This is a genomic window from Streptomyces daliensis, assembly GCF_054782395.1.
The window spans coordinates 223,442-238,284 of the sequence record NZ_BAAGSO010000118.1; the positions used below are offsets into that span (position 1 = coordinate 223,442).

General features: G+C 73.2%; 14 protein-coding genes. 6 read left to right on the forward strand and 8 right to left on the reverse strand.

The window, feature by feature from the left end; genetic code table 11:
* Window positions 1–105 precede the first annotated feature (105 nt).
* From nhaA to ACYVOO_RS32570, 3 genes are all read right to left on the reverse strand, one after another.
* Complete coding sequence (gene nhaA, locus ACYVOO_RS32560) at window positions 106–2,022, reverse strand: Na+/H+ antiporter NhaA (RefSeq protein ID WP_461019308.1); 1,917 nt, start codon at window positions 2,020–2,022, stop codon at window positions 106–108.
* Window positions 2,023–2,153: 131 nt separating this feature from the next.
* Window positions 2,154–3,515, reverse strand: a complete 1,362-nt coding sequence (locus ACYVOO_RS32565; protein WP_461019309.1) for a 6-phospho-beta-glucosidase — start codon at window positions 3,513–3,515, stop codon at window positions 2,154–2,156.
* On the reverse strand, window positions 3,512–4,336 hold the full coding sequence (locus tag ACYVOO_RS32570; protein WP_461019310.1) for a DeoR/GlpR family DNA-binding transcription regulator: 825 nt from the start codon (window positions 4,334–4,336) through the stop codon (window positions 3,512–3,514). The genes ACYVOO_RS32565 and ACYVOO_RS32570 overlap by 4 nt, the downstream gene beginning before the upstream one ends.
* A 122-nt stretch (window positions 4,337–4,458) precedes the next feature.
* Between ACYVOO_RS32570 and ACYVOO_RS32575 the strand changes: the two genes are divergently transcribed.
* The 6 genes from ACYVOO_RS32575 to ACYVOO_RS32600 all read left to right on the forward strand — a co-directional run bounded on the left by ACYVOO_RS32575 (window position 4,459) and on the right by ACYVOO_RS32600 (window position 10,645).
* Window positions 4,459–5,568: a carbohydrate kinase family protein gene (locus ACYVOO_RS32575; RefSeq protein WP_461019311.1), complete on the forward strand. Its 1,110-nt coding sequence runs from the start codon at window positions 4,459–4,461 to the stop codon at window positions 5,566–5,568.
* A gap of 106 nt (window positions 5,569–5,674) precedes the next feature.
* Complete coding sequence (locus ACYVOO_RS32580) at window positions 5,675–7,270, forward strand: extracellular solute-binding protein (RefSeq protein ID WP_461019312.1); 1,596 nt, start codon at window positions 5,675–5,677, stop codon at window positions 7,268–7,270.
* Window positions 7,267–8,235, forward strand: a complete 969-nt coding sequence (locus ACYVOO_RS32585) for a carbohydrate ABC transporter permease (protein ID WP_461019313.1) — start codon at window positions 7,267–7,269, stop codon at window positions 8,233–8,235. Before ACYVOO_RS32580 ends, ACYVOO_RS32585 begins: the two co-directional genes overlap by 4 nt.
* Entirely contained in the window at window positions 8,232–9,098 is an 867-nt protein-coding gene (locus ACYVOO_RS32590) for a carbohydrate ABC transporter permease (RefSeq protein ID WP_461019314.1), read from the forward strand. Before ACYVOO_RS32585 ends, ACYVOO_RS32590 begins: the two co-directional genes overlap by 4 nt.
* Before the next feature lie 142 nt (window positions 9,099–9,240).
* On the forward strand, window positions 9,241–9,975 hold the full coding sequence (locus ACYVOO_RS32595) for a sulfotransferase family protein (protein ID WP_461019315.1): 735 nt from the start codon (window positions 9,241–9,243) through the stop codon (window positions 9,973–9,975).
* A 241-nt stretch (window positions 9,976–10,216) separates the two neighbouring features.
* A complete protein-coding gene (locus ACYVOO_RS32600; RefSeq protein ID WP_461019316.1) occupies window positions 10,217–10,645 on the forward strand; it encodes a peptidoglycan-binding domain-containing protein in 429 nt (142 codons plus the stop codon).
* A 69-nt stretch (window positions 10,646–10,714) separates the two neighbouring features.
* On the opposite strand, the gene ACYVOO_RS32605 is transcribed toward ACYVOO_RS32600, so the two are convergent.
* The 5 genes from ACYVOO_RS32605 to ACYVOO_RS32625 form a co-directional block, all read right to left on the reverse strand.
* Window positions 10,715–11,800, reverse strand: coding sequence for an RICIN domain-containing protein (locus tag ACYVOO_RS32605; RefSeq protein ID WP_461019317.1), 1,086 nt, complete (start codon window positions 11,798–11,800; stop codon window positions 10,715–10,717).
* Between the two features lie 74 nt (window positions 11,801–11,874).
* A complete protein-coding gene (locus ACYVOO_RS32610; protein ID WP_461019318.1) occupies window positions 11,875–12,147 on the reverse strand; it encodes a hypothetical protein in 273 nt (90 codons plus the stop codon).
* 103 nt (window positions 12,148–12,250) lie between these two features.
* Window positions 12,251–12,751, reverse strand: a complete 501-nt coding sequence (locus ACYVOO_RS32615) for a flavin reductase family protein (RefSeq protein ID WP_461019319.1) — start codon at window positions 12,749–12,751, stop codon at window positions 12,251–12,253.
* A gap of 57 nt (window positions 12,752–12,808) precedes the next feature.
* Window positions 12,809–13,627: an alpha/beta hydrolase gene (locus tag ACYVOO_RS32620; protein ID WP_461019320.1), complete on the reverse strand. Its 819-nt coding sequence runs from the start codon at window positions 13,625–13,627 to the stop codon at window positions 12,809–12,811.
* Complete coding sequence (locus tag ACYVOO_RS32625) at window positions 13,627–14,838, reverse strand: LLM class flavin-dependent oxidoreductase (RefSeq protein ID WP_461019321.1); 1,212 nt, start codon at window positions 14,836–14,838, stop codon at window positions 13,627–13,629. Before ACYVOO_RS32625 ends, ACYVOO_RS32620 begins: the two co-directional genes overlap by 1 nt.
* Between the last annotated feature and the right edge of the window lie 5 nt (window positions 14,839–14,843).

The window sequence follows — 14,843 nt, forward strand, 5'->3', positions numbered from 1 at the left end:
CGGGTGATGCCCGCCCTGTGAGATCACCAACCGGCCCGCACCGTGTGAGGGACACGACAAGAATGTGTGAGGTGCACGACAAGTCGGCCCGGCGCGCCCGGCGCCTCATGTACTGCCGGTACGCGCCCTGGACGCCCCGTCTCCGGGATCGGCAGCCGTGAGCCGTTCGATGAGGGTGACCGCGTCGAAGGGGCCCTGGTGCAGTTCGTCGCCGATGAAGAAGGTCGGGGTGCCCCGGACGCCGCTGACCTGCCCCGTCCGCACGTCCTCGCGCACCCGCCGCTCGTGGAGCCGCAGCCGCAGCTCACGGGCGAAGCGGTCGGTGTCGAGGCCGAGCGCGTCGGCGTGCGCGACGAGGTCGTCGAAGGTGAGGGCGTGGCTGCGCGCGAAGAGCCGGTCGTGCATCGGCCAGAAGCCGCCCTGGGCCGCCGCGGCCTCGCTGGCCTCGGCGGCGAGGGCCGCGTGCGGGTGGACGTCGCCGAGGGGGTAGTGCCGGTAGACGTACCGCAGGCGCTCGCCGAAGTGGCGGCGCACCTCGTCCACGGAGCCCGTCGCCCGGCCGCAGAAGGGGCACTCGAAGTCCGCGTACTCGACCAGCGTCAGCGGCGCGTCGTCCGGGCCGAGCACGTGGTCGCGGTCCGGGTCGACGGGCTCGACGAGCCGGTCGGGCGGCTTCGACGCCTCCTCGGGGCGCAGCCGTTCGTAGCCGCGGGTGATCAGCCAGCCCGTCAGCACGGCGAGCACGGAGGCCAGCAGCACGCCCACCCGCGCCTGGTCCTGGAGGGCCGGGTCCTTCAGCGCCAGGTCGATGATGAACAGCGAGATCGTGAAGCCGATGCCGGAGAGCGCGGCGCCGCCCGCCAGCCGGGGCAGCCGCAGCCCGCCGGGCAGGGTGCCCATGCCCATGCGGACGGCCCAGGCGGCGGCGCCCGTGATGCCGACGGTCTTGCCCACCACGAGCCCCGCCACGACGCCCCACGTCAGCGGGGAACGCAGCGCCGCGGAGAGTGTCTCCCCGTCGAGCCGCACGCCCGCGTTGGCCACCGCGAAGACGGGGACGATGACCAGCGCGCTCCAGGGCTGCCAGAGCCGGTGCGCGCGCTCGTTGATGGACACGGCGCGATCGACGCTCTGCCGGGCGCTGCGCGCGTACTCGGCGGACGGCGACTGCCGGAAGCGGCGGGCCAGGAGCGCCGCGTCCTCGACGTCCTGACGGCGCGGCGGGTGTACGGGCATCAGCAGCGCGATGGCCACCCCGGCGATCGTCGGATGCACCCCCGACGCCTCGACGCCGAGCCAGACCACCAGGGAGACGACAAAGTAGGCCGGGCCCCGCCACTGGTCGAACCTGGCCAGCACCACCACCGCCAGCAGCCCGCACACGGCGGGGATCAGCGGGACGAGGGCGAGCTGCTCCGTGTAGAAGAGGGCGATGATCAGCAGGGCGCCGATGTCGTCGGCGACGGCCAGGGCCAGCAGGAACGGGCGCAATTGCACGGCGCCGCGCGGGATGACCAGGGCGAGGACGCCGAGCAGGAACGCCGTGTCCGTGGAGATGACCACGCCCCAGGCGCGGGAGGCGTCGCCGGAGGGGTTGAAGAGCAGGAAGATCAGCGCGGGCAGGGCCAGCCCGGCGACGGCCGCCGCCAGCGGGACGCGGGCGCGACGGCGGTCGGTGAGATCGCCGAGGACAAGCTCGCGCCGCACCTCCAGGCCGACGACGAAGAAGAAGACGGCCATGAGCCCGTCGTTCACCCAGTGCCGCAGGTCCATGGCCAGCTCGGTGTCGCCCCAGCGCAGCGCGAACTCGCTGTGCCAGAACGCCTCGTAGCTCCCGCTCCAGGGCGAGTTGGCCCACAGCAGCGCGAGCAGCGTCGCCGCCAGCAGCAGCGTGGCGGCGAAGGAGTCGGTGCTGACGAGGACACCGGCGCGGGCGACCAGGCGCCGGGCCGGTGACACTCTTTCGGCGGGACCGGCCTCGGCTTCGGCCGGGCCGGTAGAGCCGGTGGAACCCTTGCCCATTGGCACGCCCATTCGACGAACGACGGGACAATCCTCGCATAGTTCCGCCGCACGGCAGGGAGGTCCCGCACGGCATGTCCGGCACGTCGCGGCTCAGCAACCGGCCGGGCTCAGCGCGCGCCCGTCGCGGCTCAGTGCACGCGCGTCGCGTCGAGGATGCGTCCGGCGACCCGTACCGAGTCCACCAGGGGGTGCAGAGCCAGGGCGCGCAGGGCCGCGTCGCGCGAACCGCTCTCCGCCGCCTCGATCGCGGAGCGCTCCACCGCCTTGAGGGAGAGCATCAGGCCGAGCTGGTCGGGCGCGACGGCGCCGGTGGCCAGCGGGCGGGCCCCTCCCGCGTCGACGAGGCAGGGCACCTCGACCACCGCGTCCGCGTCGAGCCCCGGCACGGCGTTCCTGTTGGGGACGTTGAGGATCAGCGTCGTGCGCTCGTTGCGGGCGATGGCCCGCATCAGGGCGAGCGCCACCCGGTCGTAGCCGCCGCCGTCCAAATCGCAGCTGTCCCGCTCCCAGCCGCCCGTGGCCTCGCGGCTCTCGGCCATATAGGTCTCCTCGCGCTCCAGGCGCGTACGGTCCCACGCCTCGAACGCCTCCGCCGGGTCGCCCGAGCGCAGCCCCTCGTAGAAGCGGGCCTGCTGCTGGTGCAGGAACTCGCCGCGCGTCGCCTCGGCGCCGCGCACGGCGCTGACGGACTCGCGGTTGAAGTAGTAGTAGTGCAGATACTCGTTGGGCAGCACGCCCAGGGCGCGCAGCCAGTCGGCGCCGAAGAGCTTGCCCTCCTCGAAGGACTCCAGGCGCGCCGCGTCCCCCAGCAGTCCGGGCAGCAGGTCGCGCCCGTCGACGGTCACCCGGCGCAGCCAGCCCAGATGGTTGAGGCCGACGTAGTCGTAGTCCGCGCGGTCCGGGTCGGCTCCCACCGCGCGGGCCGCGCGGCGGCACAGGCCGACGGGGGAGTCGCAGATCCCGATCACCCGGTCCCCGAGCCCCCGCTCGCGGAAGACGCGGGCCATGGCCTCGGTGACCATGCCGGCGGGGTTGGTGAAGTTGATGACCCAGGCGTCCGGCGCGATCTCGGCCACCCGCTCGGCGATGCGCACGGCCACCGGGAGCGTCCGCAGCCCGTAGAGCACGCCGCCCGCGCCGACCGTTTCCTGGCCGAGCACGCCCTCGGCGAGCGGGACGCGCTCGTCGCGGGTGCGGCCCTCCAGGCCGCCGACGCGGATGGCGGAGAAGACGAAGTCGGCGCCGCGCAGCGCCTCGTCCAGGTCGGTGGTGGTACGCACCCGGGGTGCGGGGTGCGGCGCTGCACCGTCCGCGCGGTGGCGTTCGGCCTGGCGCGCGAGCACCGCGCCGATCGCGTCCAGCCGGGAGCGCTCCGTGTCGTACAGGACGAGTTCGGTGCACCGTCCCGCCGTGTCGCCGGTGTCCTCCAGCAGGGCGCGGTACACCAGCGGCACCCGGAACCCGCCGCCACCCAGCACGGTCAGCCTCATACCTCAACTACCTCCACTCCGGCCTCGCGGAAGGCCGCGAGTCGTGCCGGGTCGTGCGTCCGATGTCGCTGTGCGCCGGTCTCTTCCGGCCCGGCTGCCTGGTCCGGTCCGCTGGTTCCGTTGGTGACGAGGACGTCGATGTCGCCGGGCCCGCACACGCGGGCCGTCCCCGTACCGGGGAACTTGCGTGCCACGGCCAGCAGCACCACCTGCCGCGCAGCGGACAGCATCGCCCGCTTCACGGGCACCTCGACGTCCGTGCTGTCCAGCACCCGGCCGTCGGGCAGCACGCCGCTCGTGCCGAGGAACAGCCGGTCGGCGTAGAGCTGCGACAGGCTCGTCTCCGTCAAGTGGCCCACCAGGGAACGGTAGTTGCGCCGCACCTGGCCGCCGAGGAGGACGAGGTCCACCTCGGGGTCGTCGCGCAGCTCCTCGTAGACCGCGAGGCTGCTGGTGGCCACCGTGACGCGGCGGCCGTGCAGCAGGCGCGCGAGCCGCAGCGTGGTGGTGCCGATGTCGAGCAGCACCGTGTCGCCGTCCTGGACCATGCGGGCCGCGCCCCGTGCCACCGCGTCCTTGGCGGCGAGGTCGTCGCCCTCCTCGTCGGCGAAGGGCCGCTCGGCGGGGCCGCGTGCCACGGCGTCGTGCGCGACGGCGCCGCCGTAGATGCGCGTGAGCCTGCCCGCCTTGCCGAGGCCGTCCAGATCGCGTCGCGCGGTGGCCTCGCTGACGTGGAGCCGCTTGGCTATCTCGCCGATCGGCAGCACGCCTTCCTCGCGGAGGATCCGCAGCAACTGTTCATGGCGGCTCTCGCGCAACATGCCCGGCAATGTAGCGCGATTGAGCGACTGTGCGCGAGTGTGACCGAGGTATTGCACTCCTGGGGTGGCGCGGTGCAAGGTATCGGGCACACGACGGCATGTTTCGGCCAGGGGGCGAGGAATTGAGTACGACCGGAAGTGCCAGGCCCGCGCCGACCTCGGCGGGCCTGGACCCGCTGGCGTCCCTGCGCGGCGACGGAGGCCCGGACCAGGACGTGTTCCTGACCGGCACCGTCTTCCTCGACATCATCTTCACCGGGCTCGACCACGCCCCCGTGCGCGGCACCGAGTCCTGGTCGCGCGGCATGGGCTCCAGCCCCGGCGGCGTCGCCAACATGGCGACGGCGCTGCGCAGGCTCGGCCTGCGCACCTCGCTGGCCGCCGCCTTCGGCGACGACGTGTACGGCGACTACTGCTGGGAGTCCCTCGCCGACGACGAGGGCATCGACCTCACGCCCTCGCACCGCGCCCCCGGCTGGCACTCGCCGGTCACCGTCTCCATGGCCTACGAGGGCGAGCGCACCATGGTCTCGCACGGCCACGAGGCCCCGCCGCCCTCCGTCAGCGTGGCCCAGCGGCCCCGCTCCCGCGCCTGCTTCACCTCCCTGGCGCCCGGCAGGATGGAGCGCTGGGTGCGGGACGCGTACGAGGAGGGCAGCAAGGTCTTCGCCGACGTCGGCTGGGACGAGACCGGCGCCTGGGACCCCGACACCCTCGCCGACCTCGCGTACTGCCACGCCTTCCTGCCCAACGCGACCGAGGCACAGCACTACACCCGCACCGAAGAGCCCGAGGCCGCCGTGCGCGCGCTGGCCGACCTGGTGCCGATCGCGGTGGTGACCAAGGGCGCGGGCGGGGCCGTCGCCGTCGACTCCCTCTCCGGCGAGAGCGCCGACGTGCCCGCGCTGGACGTCAACGCGCTGGACCCGACGGGCGCGGGCGACGTCTTCGTCGCCGGGTTCACCGCCGGCACCCTCGCGGGCTGGCCCCTCGCCGACCGCCTCGCCTTCGCCAACCTGACGGCCGCGCTGTCCGTGCAGCACTTCGGCGGGTCCCTGTCGGCGCCTGGCTGGACGGAGGTCGCGGCGTGGTGGCAGTACGTCACCCGGTGCGGCGGGCAGGGCGAGGAGGTGCTGCGGCGCTACCGGTTCCTGGAGGACCTGCTGCCCAAGGGCGCGGGCGACTCCGCGCTGCGGCGTGCGACGCCGACCATCGGGTTCCGCTCCACCTGAGCTTCCGCTTGAAGGGCCCCTGTCGGAGGGGCCCGGCACGACGGGCGCGGCCTTCCCGTAAGGCCGGCGCCCGCTGTCCCGTCCGCCCTCCCGAAGGAGCCCCGCCATGCAGCTCCCGGCCACGCTGCTACCGCTCCGAGCCCGCCGCCGTCGCGGGCGCGCCGACGGACGTACCGGACGTGCTGTGCGCGCCGGACGCGCCGCACGTACCGGACGCGCTCGGCCGCCCGCCGTCGCGCTCGCCGCCGGTGGCGCCCTGCTCGGGCTGCTCACCACGGGGTGCGTGCCGGGGACGGACGGTTCGGGCGCGGCGGGACGGGGCGGTACGGGCGTCGCGACCGCCGTGCCCGACCCCGGCAAGGCGGGCAAGGTCACCCTGAAGGTCTGGGACCAGGAGACCCGGGGCGGCACGAACGCCGAGATCGAGCGGCTCAACGCGGAGTTCGAGAAGCGCTACCCGAACGTGCGCGTCCAGCGCGTCTCGCGCAGCTTCTCCGACCTCAAGACCACCCTCAAGCTGGCGCTCTCCGGCAACAACCCGCCCGACGTCGTGCAGGCCAACCAGGGCTACTCCGACATGGTCGCCTTCGTCCGCGCGGGCCTCCTCACCCCGCTGGACAACTACGCGGGCATCTACGCCTGGAACACCCGCTACCCGAACACGCTGCTCAACCTCAACCGCGTCTCGGCCGACGGCCACAGCTTCGGCACCGGGCGGCTGTACGGCATCTCCCAGACCGGCGAGTACATCGGCGTCTACTACAACAAGGATGTGCTGGAGAAGGCCGGGGTCGAGCCGCCGCGTACGTGGAAGGAGCTGACGGACTCGCTGCCCCGGCTCAAGAAGGAGGGGGAACTGCCCGTCCAGTTCGGCAACCTCGACAAGTACCCGGCGATCCACACCTTCGGCGTGCTCCAGAACCAGGCGGGCGCAGCGGAAGGCACGGAAGGCGCGGAAGGCGCGGGCGGTGCGAAGGGCGCGGCCGGTGCCGAGGCCATACGCGACACCGTCCTCGGCCGCGGCGACGGATTCGACAACGCGCCCACCCGCGAGGCGGCCCGCACTCTCGCCGACTGGCGCGAGCAGGGCTACGTCCCCAAGGGCGCGAACGGGACCGGCTACGACGACGCGGCCAAGCAGTTCGCCGACGGCAAGGGCGCCTACCTCATCACCGGCACCTGGCAGCTCGCCGACCTCAAGAAGCCCATGGGCGACAAGCTCGGCTTCATGCCCCCGCCGCCCGCCGAGGCCGGGGGAGCGCCCGTGACGACCGGGGGCCAGGGCCTGGCCTGGTCCGTCACGTCCAAGTCCCGGCACCCGGACGTCGCGGCGGCCTACCTCGACTTCCTCACCGGCACCCACGCGGCCGACGTGATGACCGAGGAGGGCGTGCTGCCCGCCGTGCCGGGGCGCGCCGCGCGCGAGGTGCCGTCCGGCACGGCCGACGGGCAGATGATCGCGGGCTGGCGCAGGCTCAGCGCGGCCGACGGCCTCGTCCCCTACCTCGACTACACCACCCCCGGCTTCTACGACACCCTCTCGGCGCAGCTCCAGGGCGTCATCGACGGCAGCGTCACGCCGGACGCGCTCGCGGACACGATGCAGCGGGAGTACGGGGAGTTCCGCGCGAAGCAGCGCGCCGAGCGCCCGGGTTCCGGTGAGGGCTCCGGCGGTTCCGGTGGCGGGGAGGGCGGCGAATGAGCGCGGCGGGGCGGCCCGTCGCGGGCCGGGGCGACGGTGCGCGCGGGGCGGGCCGGGGCCTGCCGGGCGCGTTCGCCGCGCGCTACCGGCGCGGCGCGCCAGGGCAGCCGCGCGCGATCGGCTACCTCTACCTCCTGCCCGCACTCGCCGTGTACGGCGTCTTCCTGCTCTTCCCCTTCGGCCAGACCGTATGGCTCTCCCTGCTGCACTGGGACGGGCTGACCGTCGCCACCTGGGCCGGGTTCGACAACTACCGCGACCTGCTGACCGACCCCGGACTGCGCGCCCCCTTCGTACACGCCGCGGTGCTGCTCCTCTTCTACGCGGCGCTCCCCGTGGCCATCGGGCTGCTGCTGGCCTCGGCGCTCTCGCGGTTCCGGGTGCGGGGGATGACCTTCTTCCGCACGGTGCTCTTCCTGCCGCAGGTGCTGGCGATGGTGGTCGTCGGCGTCGCCTGGCGCTCGATCCTCGCGCCCGACGGGCTGCTGAACGACACGCTCCGGCTCGTCGGCCTCGACGCGCTGACCCGCTCCTGGCTGGGCGACTACACCTGGGCGCTCCCGGCCGTCGGCGCCGTCGGCACCTGGGTGGAGACCGGGCTGTGCCTGGTGCTGTTCCTGGCCGGGGCGCAGCGGATCCCGCGCGAACTGTACGAGGCCGCGCGGCTGGACGGGGCGGGTGCGGTGCGGGAGTTCTTCGCGGTGACCCTGCCAGGGCTGCGCGCCGAGATCGCCGTCGCGCTCACCCTCACCATCGTCGCCGGGCTCCGCAACTTCGACCTCATCTACATCACGACCAGCGGCGGCCCCGGCAACGCCACCTCCGTACCGGCGTACGAGGTCTACCGTCGCGCCTTCGAGACCAACGAGGTCGGCGCGGCGGCGGCGATGGGCGTCGGCCTGACCGTGCTGATCTTCGCGCTGACGGTCGCGGTGTCGCGGCTGGTGGAGGGACGGAACCGATGACCGGCACCGGTACACATGGCACGGCATCCGGCTCCGGGGCGGTCACCGGGCGCCTTGAGCGCACCGTCACCTACGGCATGCTCGCCCTCTTCGCCGCCGTCTCCCTCACCCCGGTGCTGGGCATACTCTCGACGGCACTCGGCCGCCGCTCCTCCCTGGACACGGGCTTCTCGCTGCCCGACGGGCTCAACTGGGGCAACTTCGCCGACGCCTGGACCCGCGGCCACTTCGGCACCTACCTCGCCAACTCGGCCCTGATCACGGTGGCCGTCGTCGCCGCCACCTCGGTCCTGGCCGTGCTGGCGGCCTACGCGTTCGGCGTGATGCGCTTCCCCGGCTCGACGGTGCTCTTCTACCTGTTCGTCATCGGGCTGACCCTGCCCCAGGAGGCGCTGGTCGTGCCCCTCTACTTCGACCTGCGCCACTGGGGGCTGACCGACACCTACTGGGCGCTGATCCTCCCGCAGACCGCGCAGTCCCTCGCCTTCGGCGTCTTCTGGATGCGCACGTACTTCCGCGGCAGCCCCCGTGCCGTCGTCGAGGCGGCACGTATCGACGGCGCGTCGAGCTGGACCACACTGTGGCGGGTGCTGGTGCCGATGGGGCGCCCGGCGATCTCCACGATGGTCGTCATCGTCTTCATGTGGACGTGGAACGAGTTCCTGCTGGCCCTCGTCATGGTCAGCGACGAAGCGCACCGCACCGTCCCCCTCGGCCTCGCCTTCTTCCAGGGCCAGCACAGCTCGGACACGGCGCTCCTCGCGGCGGCCTCCGTCCTGATCGCGCTCCCGGTGGTCGTCGTCTATGTGGCACTGCAACGGCGCTTCATCGAGGGGATGCTGAGCGGAGCGGTGAAGGAGTGACCCCGCTGAGCGGACGGAAAACACCAGGCGACGGGCCTGACGGGAGCCGTCGGAAACGGCCTAGTGTTCGTCCTGGAGCCATGACGGGCACGCCGCCGGACACGCCGGGGCGGGCCGCGCATGGCAGAGGGAGGAATTGGGAGTGCTGCGGATAATCGGAGCGGGGCTGCCGCGGACGGGTACGAAGTCGACGCAGACGGCGCTGGAACTGCTCGGCCTCGGCCCCTGCCACCACATGTCCGAGGTCCTCACCCACCCCGAGCAGGTGGACCGCTGGCTGTCGGCCGGGTCGGACGGCCCCGTCGACTGGGACCACGTGCTGGAGGGGTACGTCTCGGCCGTGGACTGGCCGTCCGGTCTTTTCTGGCGGGAGCTGGCACAGAGCTACCCGGAGGCGAAGGTCATCCTCACCGTCCGTGACCCGCACCGCTGGTACACCAGCTTCCGCACCCTGGCCGAGCGGTCCGACTCGATGCGGGAGGCGGTCGAGCAGGCACCCGCGGAGATACGCCCGCTCCTGGAGGGAATGCAGCGGCTGCGCCCGCTGCTGGACAGCAAGGGCAAGGAGATCTTCGGCCCGGACTGGCGGATGGGCCAGGACATGTCCGACGAGGACGCCATCGTCGCCGCCTACCACCGGCACATCGCCGCGGTCCGCGAGGAGATCGCCCCCGAGCGGCTGCTGGTGTTCGACGTGCGCGAGGGGTGGGGCCCGCTCTGCGCCTTCCTCGGCGTCGAGCCGCCCGCCGGTGAGGAGTTCCCCCGCCTCAACGACACCGCGTCGATGGGGCGGATGTTCGAGCAGATGATGATGGAGGGACGCGTCGTCTTCCCGTCCGCCTCCGCGCCCGGCACCGGCGGACAGGCCGCCGGCTGACCGGCTGACCGACGCCGGTACACCGGACCGGACACGGCGGGCCGTCACCCGGCGGCCCGCCGCGCCCAGTGGCCACGCCGTGCTGTCGGCGCCCATGGCGCGGAGAGGGGGGAAGGGAGCGTGCCGTTCCGCCATCTGTCCTGGGCCTTTTCGGCAGGGCTGAAAAGGCTGGGGCACCGGGCTCACCTCCCTGGACACTGATCGCACCCCACCGTTGGGGCCGACAACATGGAGGCAGGACGTGCGATCCCGGGTGAAGCTCAGCATGGTTCTCGGAGCGGCTGCTCTGGCACTGACCGGCGTCTCGGTCACCCCGGCAGCGGGGGCGGACGTCAGTGTCCAGGCGTACTCGTGCGACATCACGACGGTCAGGGTCGGGGACGGCTTCCAGTACCGCGCCGGGTACTACAACGGGGTGACCGTCCAGCCCTCCACCACGTCCGTGTCCGCGGCGGGCAAGGAAGCCCAGTGCATCCTCAAGCACAAGGGGTTCAGCCCGGGAACCGTCGACGGGGTCTTCGGAAGCAACTCGCAGACGGCCGCGAAGAAGTTCCAGGCCAGGGTCAACGTACTGTGCCAGAAGGAGGTCCTGGACGTGGACGGCAAGATCGGCCCCGCCACATGGCCCTATCTGCGGGAGCTGTTCGTCTGCGGGAACGACCACAACTGACGGCCGGCACCGGCACAGGGGGCGGTGCCGGTCACCGGCAGTGGACCGGACCGACCAGCTCCGGACCCGCTAGCCCTTCGGGGTGGGGATGCCGCGAGGCGCTGGGACGGGGTCAAAGCGGAAGATCTGGCCTTCCAGACCGGAGTCGCAGGGAAGCTGGAGCACCGACGTCCCCTCCTTCGCCGAGCCGCCGGGCACCGTCACGCAGGTGTCAGCGTGCAGGGGCTTGAGGCGGTAGCCGCGCGCCGGTTCGGCGGTCGGCTGGAGGCGGAAGCGCTCGGCCACGCCACGGTGCCCGCAGTAGTCGTCCACCATCCTCGCGCCCGGATGGGTGCTCCCCTCGTCCACGCCGAGACAGCCCTTGCCGAAGGTGGGGTGGAGGGAACGGATGCGGTAGGCCCCGCTCTCCGCCTTCTCCAGCGCGTAGACGGGGACGGCGCCCTCGCAGCCGGACTGGTAGACGTTGCCGCTGCCCTCCCCGTCGCGCTCGGAGAGGCACAGGGACGAGGCGACGGACCGGATGCGGTACGTGCCCTGTGCGGGGGACTTCTTGGCCGTGGTCTCCGACGCGGCGCCGCCCGACTCCTCCGAGCCCTCCCGCGAGGCGTCGGCGGCGGACTCGGCCAGCCTGCCGTCCCCGGCCCCGGGGCCACGCCCTGACAGCTCGGCCACCGCGAAGTACGCGCCTGCGACCAGCGCGGCCAGCGACAGCACGGTGGTCAGGGAGCGGCCCCGTGAGCCGAGCGGGGAGCGGGGCCAGCGGGGGGCGTCGGAGGCGCCGGGCCGGTCGGCGCGGCCGTCGCCGCTCCCGACCGTCTCGGTGCCGGTGGTGCCGGGCTCCGGACCGTCCGTCGGTGCAGGCCCCGACACAGCGCCCCCGGCCGCGATCCGCTCGCGGATCTCCAGCCAGGCGTCGGTGTGCGCTTCCTCGCCGCAGGCGAGGAGAAGCGCCGACACGATCTCCGCGCGCGGCAGCGTGTCCTGGCGCAGCACATCGGCCAGCGTGCTGCGCGGCAGCACCCCGCCCCGCTCGGCGGCCCGGTCCTCCAACTGCCGGTACGTCAGCCCCGACCGCTCCTTGAGCCGCCGCATGGCCGCGACAAAAGCAGCGGAGTCCCGCGCCTCCGGCGCCGCTGCGTCCCCCGTATTCCCCATGCGCGCCATCCTTGCCGCCGTCAACTGGCGCAGCAATGTGCTTTCCGGCCGTGTGCGGCGAGGAACACGCGGGGTCACTTGCCGGTGACATCCTCCTGCGCCGCGCTGAGCATGTTCCCGGGGATGACGACCAGCCGTTCGTCAGGCGCCAGGGACACCCCTTCCGGCAGACGGGGCCCGTAAGCGGCCGTCAGGTCCTTGCCGATGACCGCGACGTCGCCGTTGTCGAGCTGCCAGATATCGGGGCACTGGTCCTTGCCGTCGGAATGGCCCAGCTCCTGCGCCGACTTCCCCAGCCGTCGTGCAAAGGACGCGGAAGGGTCGGCTTCCCATGATGCGTGTGCCATGTCCTGCCTCCTGTCGACGTGCGTGTGTGCGAACCGCCGCACAGTGTAGGCCCGTTGTGCCCCACCGGTGAGGGTGACAGGCGACAGGCGACGGGGTGGGGGGTTAGTGGAGGGGGGTGAGGGCGCCCGCGTGGTGGATCAGGGGGGAGGCGTTGGCGGGGCCGCCGTTGTCGATGACCTCGCCCACCACGAGCAGGTGGTCGCCGATGGGACGAATCTCGTGGGTACGGGCGACCAGCCAGGCGTCCACCCCGTCGAGCAGCGGTACCCCGCGCCTGTCCGGCTCCCATGTGGCGCCCGCGAAGCGGTCCACGCCGCTACGGGCGAACCGCTCGGCCACGTCCGACTGGTCCCCGGTGAGGATGTGTGCCGCGAAGTGCGCTGAGGCGCGCACGGCGGGGGCCGAGGAGGCGGTGGTGGAGACGTAGAAGGAGACCAGGGGCGGGTTCACGGACACCGAGGTGAACGAGGTGGCCGTGAACCCGGCCGGGCCCGGCACCGTGATCACGGTGACCCCTGAGGCGAGCCGTCGGAGGGTGCGGCGCAGCATGTCGGCGCCGGAGAGGGCGGGTGCGTGCGTGGCATTGGTGGTGAGGGCCGTCATGAGGGTCTCCCAACGTCGGGATGCGGATGCGGATGCGGATGGGCGGGGCGGGTGGTGTCAGGCAGGTACGGGCTCGGTGGTGAGCAGAGCCGCGGGAGGGCCGGTGCGCGAGGCGGGCTCCGCCCTCAGGCGCTCCAGCCACTGCACGACGGCCGCGGCGACGGTGCGGTGCGCGGCGTCGTTGAGGACGTCGTGCACGCCGCCCCGTACCGTCGCCAGCTCCGCGACGGGCAGCGCGGCGGCGACGGCACGCGCGGCCGCCACCGGGCTGACCGGGTCGGCTTCCCCGTGCAGCACCAGTGCGGGAGATGGTGTGTTGGCCGAAGCGGCGGCGGCCCGCAGCGCCTCCGGTACGGGGCGGAAGAGCGCGCCGTGGTCGATGTCAGGGTCGGCGTCGAGACGTGCGCGGTGGACGGGGCAGGCGGTGCGGGCCGTCAGCTCCGCCTCCCAGCCGCCCTCCGGCCCGTCGGCCCCCGGCAACCCCGCCAGTCCCGGCAGTCCGGCCAGTACGAGACCGCTCGCGCCGACGGCCTCGGCCACCAGCAGCGCCTGGAGCGCACCCGTGTCCGAGCCCACCAGCACGACGGGCGCCACGGGCTCCGCATCCCCCGGCCGCAGCGCCTCGCGCACCGCCCGCGCCACCGCCGGGGCATCGTCCTCCGGCGCGGTGTCCACGGCGTGCACGGTGTAGGCGTCCACGGCGAGCCGTCGGCCGAACCGCTCGTACACGCCGCCGTGTTCACCCCGCCCCGGCAGGACGACGAGTGTGCCGCGCCGGGTGAGTCCGGGCGCGGGGTGCCATGAGCGCGGTGTGCGGGCGGCGCCGCGTACGTCGGACGGTGTGTGCTCCGCGGCTGTGTGTGCTGCGGCGGCCATCACGCACCACGCCCCGCGACGACGGGCGCGGACGGCATGTCCGGCGTGTGGTCGGACACGGACGTGGGTGCCGTCGATGTGCGTGCGCGGTGTGCCAGTTCCTGCCGTACGAGCGGCAGCAGGTGGCGCCCGTAGTCGATGGCGTCGTCCAGTGGGTCGTAGCCGCGGATGAGCAGGGTCGTCACGCCGATGTCGACGTAGTCGAGAAGCGCCTGTGCGACGGTCTCCGGTGTGCCGACCAGCGCGGTGGAGTTGCCCGCCGCACCCGTCGCCGCTGCCGTCGCCGTCCACAGGGCGCGGTCGTGCAGCTCGCCCTTGGCGGCCGCGGCCAGCAGCCGTCGCGAACCGATGTTCTCCGGCTGGCCGTCCGCGTCGCCCGTGCTGCCGGGACGCGCGCTGCCCAGCGCCTCGCGCTCGTGGCGGGGCGCGGTGAAGGAGCCCTTGGGCCCCTCGGAGCGGATCGTGTCCAGCACGCGGTGCGCGCGCTCCCAGGCCAGCTCCTCGGTGGGCGCGATGATCGGGCGGAACGAGACGCTGATGCCCGGCGGTTCGGTGCGCCCGGCCGCCGCCGCGGCATCCCGGATCGCGGCGATCTGCGCCGCCGTCTCGGCCAGCGGCTCACCCCACAGCGCGAAGGTGTCCGCGTGCTTGCCCCCGACGCGGTAGGCGGCCTCGGAGGAACCGCCGAAGTAGAGGGGGATGCGCGGCTGCTGGTTCGGGCGCACCTCGGAGTGGAAGTCGGCGAAGCGGTAGAAGCGGCCCTCGTGGCTGAACGGCTCCCGCTCGGTCCAGGCGCGCTTGAGCACGTCGAGGTACTCGTCGGTGCGCGCGTACCTGTCCTCCTTGTCCAGGTAGTCGCCGTCGCGCCGCTGCTCCGCGTCCCGGCCGCCGCTGATGATGTGCACGGCCACGCGTCCGCCGGAGAACTGGTCCAGGGTCGCGAAGGTGCGCGCCGCCAGCGTCGGGGCGACGAAGCCGGGGCGGTGTGCGACGAGCAGCCCGAGCCGTTCGGTGTGCGCGGCGACATGCGCGGCCACCTGTGTGCCGTCGGGGGTGGAGGAGCCGTAGCCGATGAGGACGCGGTCGAAGCCGCCGTCCTCGTGGGCGCGTGCGAAGCGGAGCGTGTACGCGGGGTCGACGAGCGGTCCGCGTGCCGCGCGTGTCTCCGACACGTCGTGCGTGCCGATCATTCCGATGAACTCGACGGGCATGGTCA

Bases quoted from the DNA above. Each gene is read 5' to 3' on its own strand.
- ACYVOO_RS32615 (WP_461019319.1), bottom strand. From the start codon at position 12,751: ATGACGGCCCTCACCACCAATGCCACGCACGCACCCGCCCTCTCCGGC.
- ACYVOO_RS32625 (WP_461019321.1), bottom strand. From the start codon at position 14,838: ATGCCCGTCGAGTTCATCGGAATGATCGGCACGCACGACGTGTCGGAG.
- ACYVOO_RS32605 (WP_461019317.1), bottom strand. From the start codon at position 11,800: ATGGGGAATACGGGGGACGCAGCGGCGCCGGAGGCGCGGGACTCCGCT.
- ACYVOO_RS32585 (WP_461019313.1), top strand. From the start codon at position 7,267: ATGAGCGCGGCGGGGCGGCCCGTCGCGGGCCGGGGCGACGGTGCGCGC.
- ACYVOO_RS32580 (WP_461019312.1), top strand. From the start codon at position 5,675: ATGCAGCTCCCGGCCACGCTGCTACCGCTCCGAGCCCGCCGCCGTCGC.
- ACYVOO_RS32590 (WP_461019314.1), top strand. From the start codon at position 8,232: ATGACCGGCACCGGTACACATGGCACGGCATCCGGCTCCGGGGCGGTC.
- ACYVOO_RS32620 (WP_461019320.1), bottom strand. From the start codon at position 13,627: ATGGCCGCCGCAGCACACACAGCCGCGGAGCACACACCGTCCGACGTA.
- nhaA (WP_461019308.1), bottom strand. From the start codon at position 2,022: ATGGGCAAGGGTTCCACCGGCTCTACCGGCCCGGCCGAAGCCGAGGCC.
- ACYVOO_RS32570 (WP_461019310.1), bottom strand. From the start codon at position 4,336: ATGTTGCGCGAGAGCCGCCATGAACAGTTGCTGCGGATCCTCCGCGAG.
- ACYVOO_RS32610 (WP_461019318.1), bottom strand. From the start codon at position 12,147: ATGGCACACGCATCATGGGAAGCCGACCCTTCCGCGTCCTTTGCACGA.
- ACYVOO_RS32565 (WP_461019309.1), bottom strand. From the start codon at position 3,515: ATGAGGCTGACCGTGCTGGGTGGCGGCGGGTTCCGGGTGCCGCTGGTG.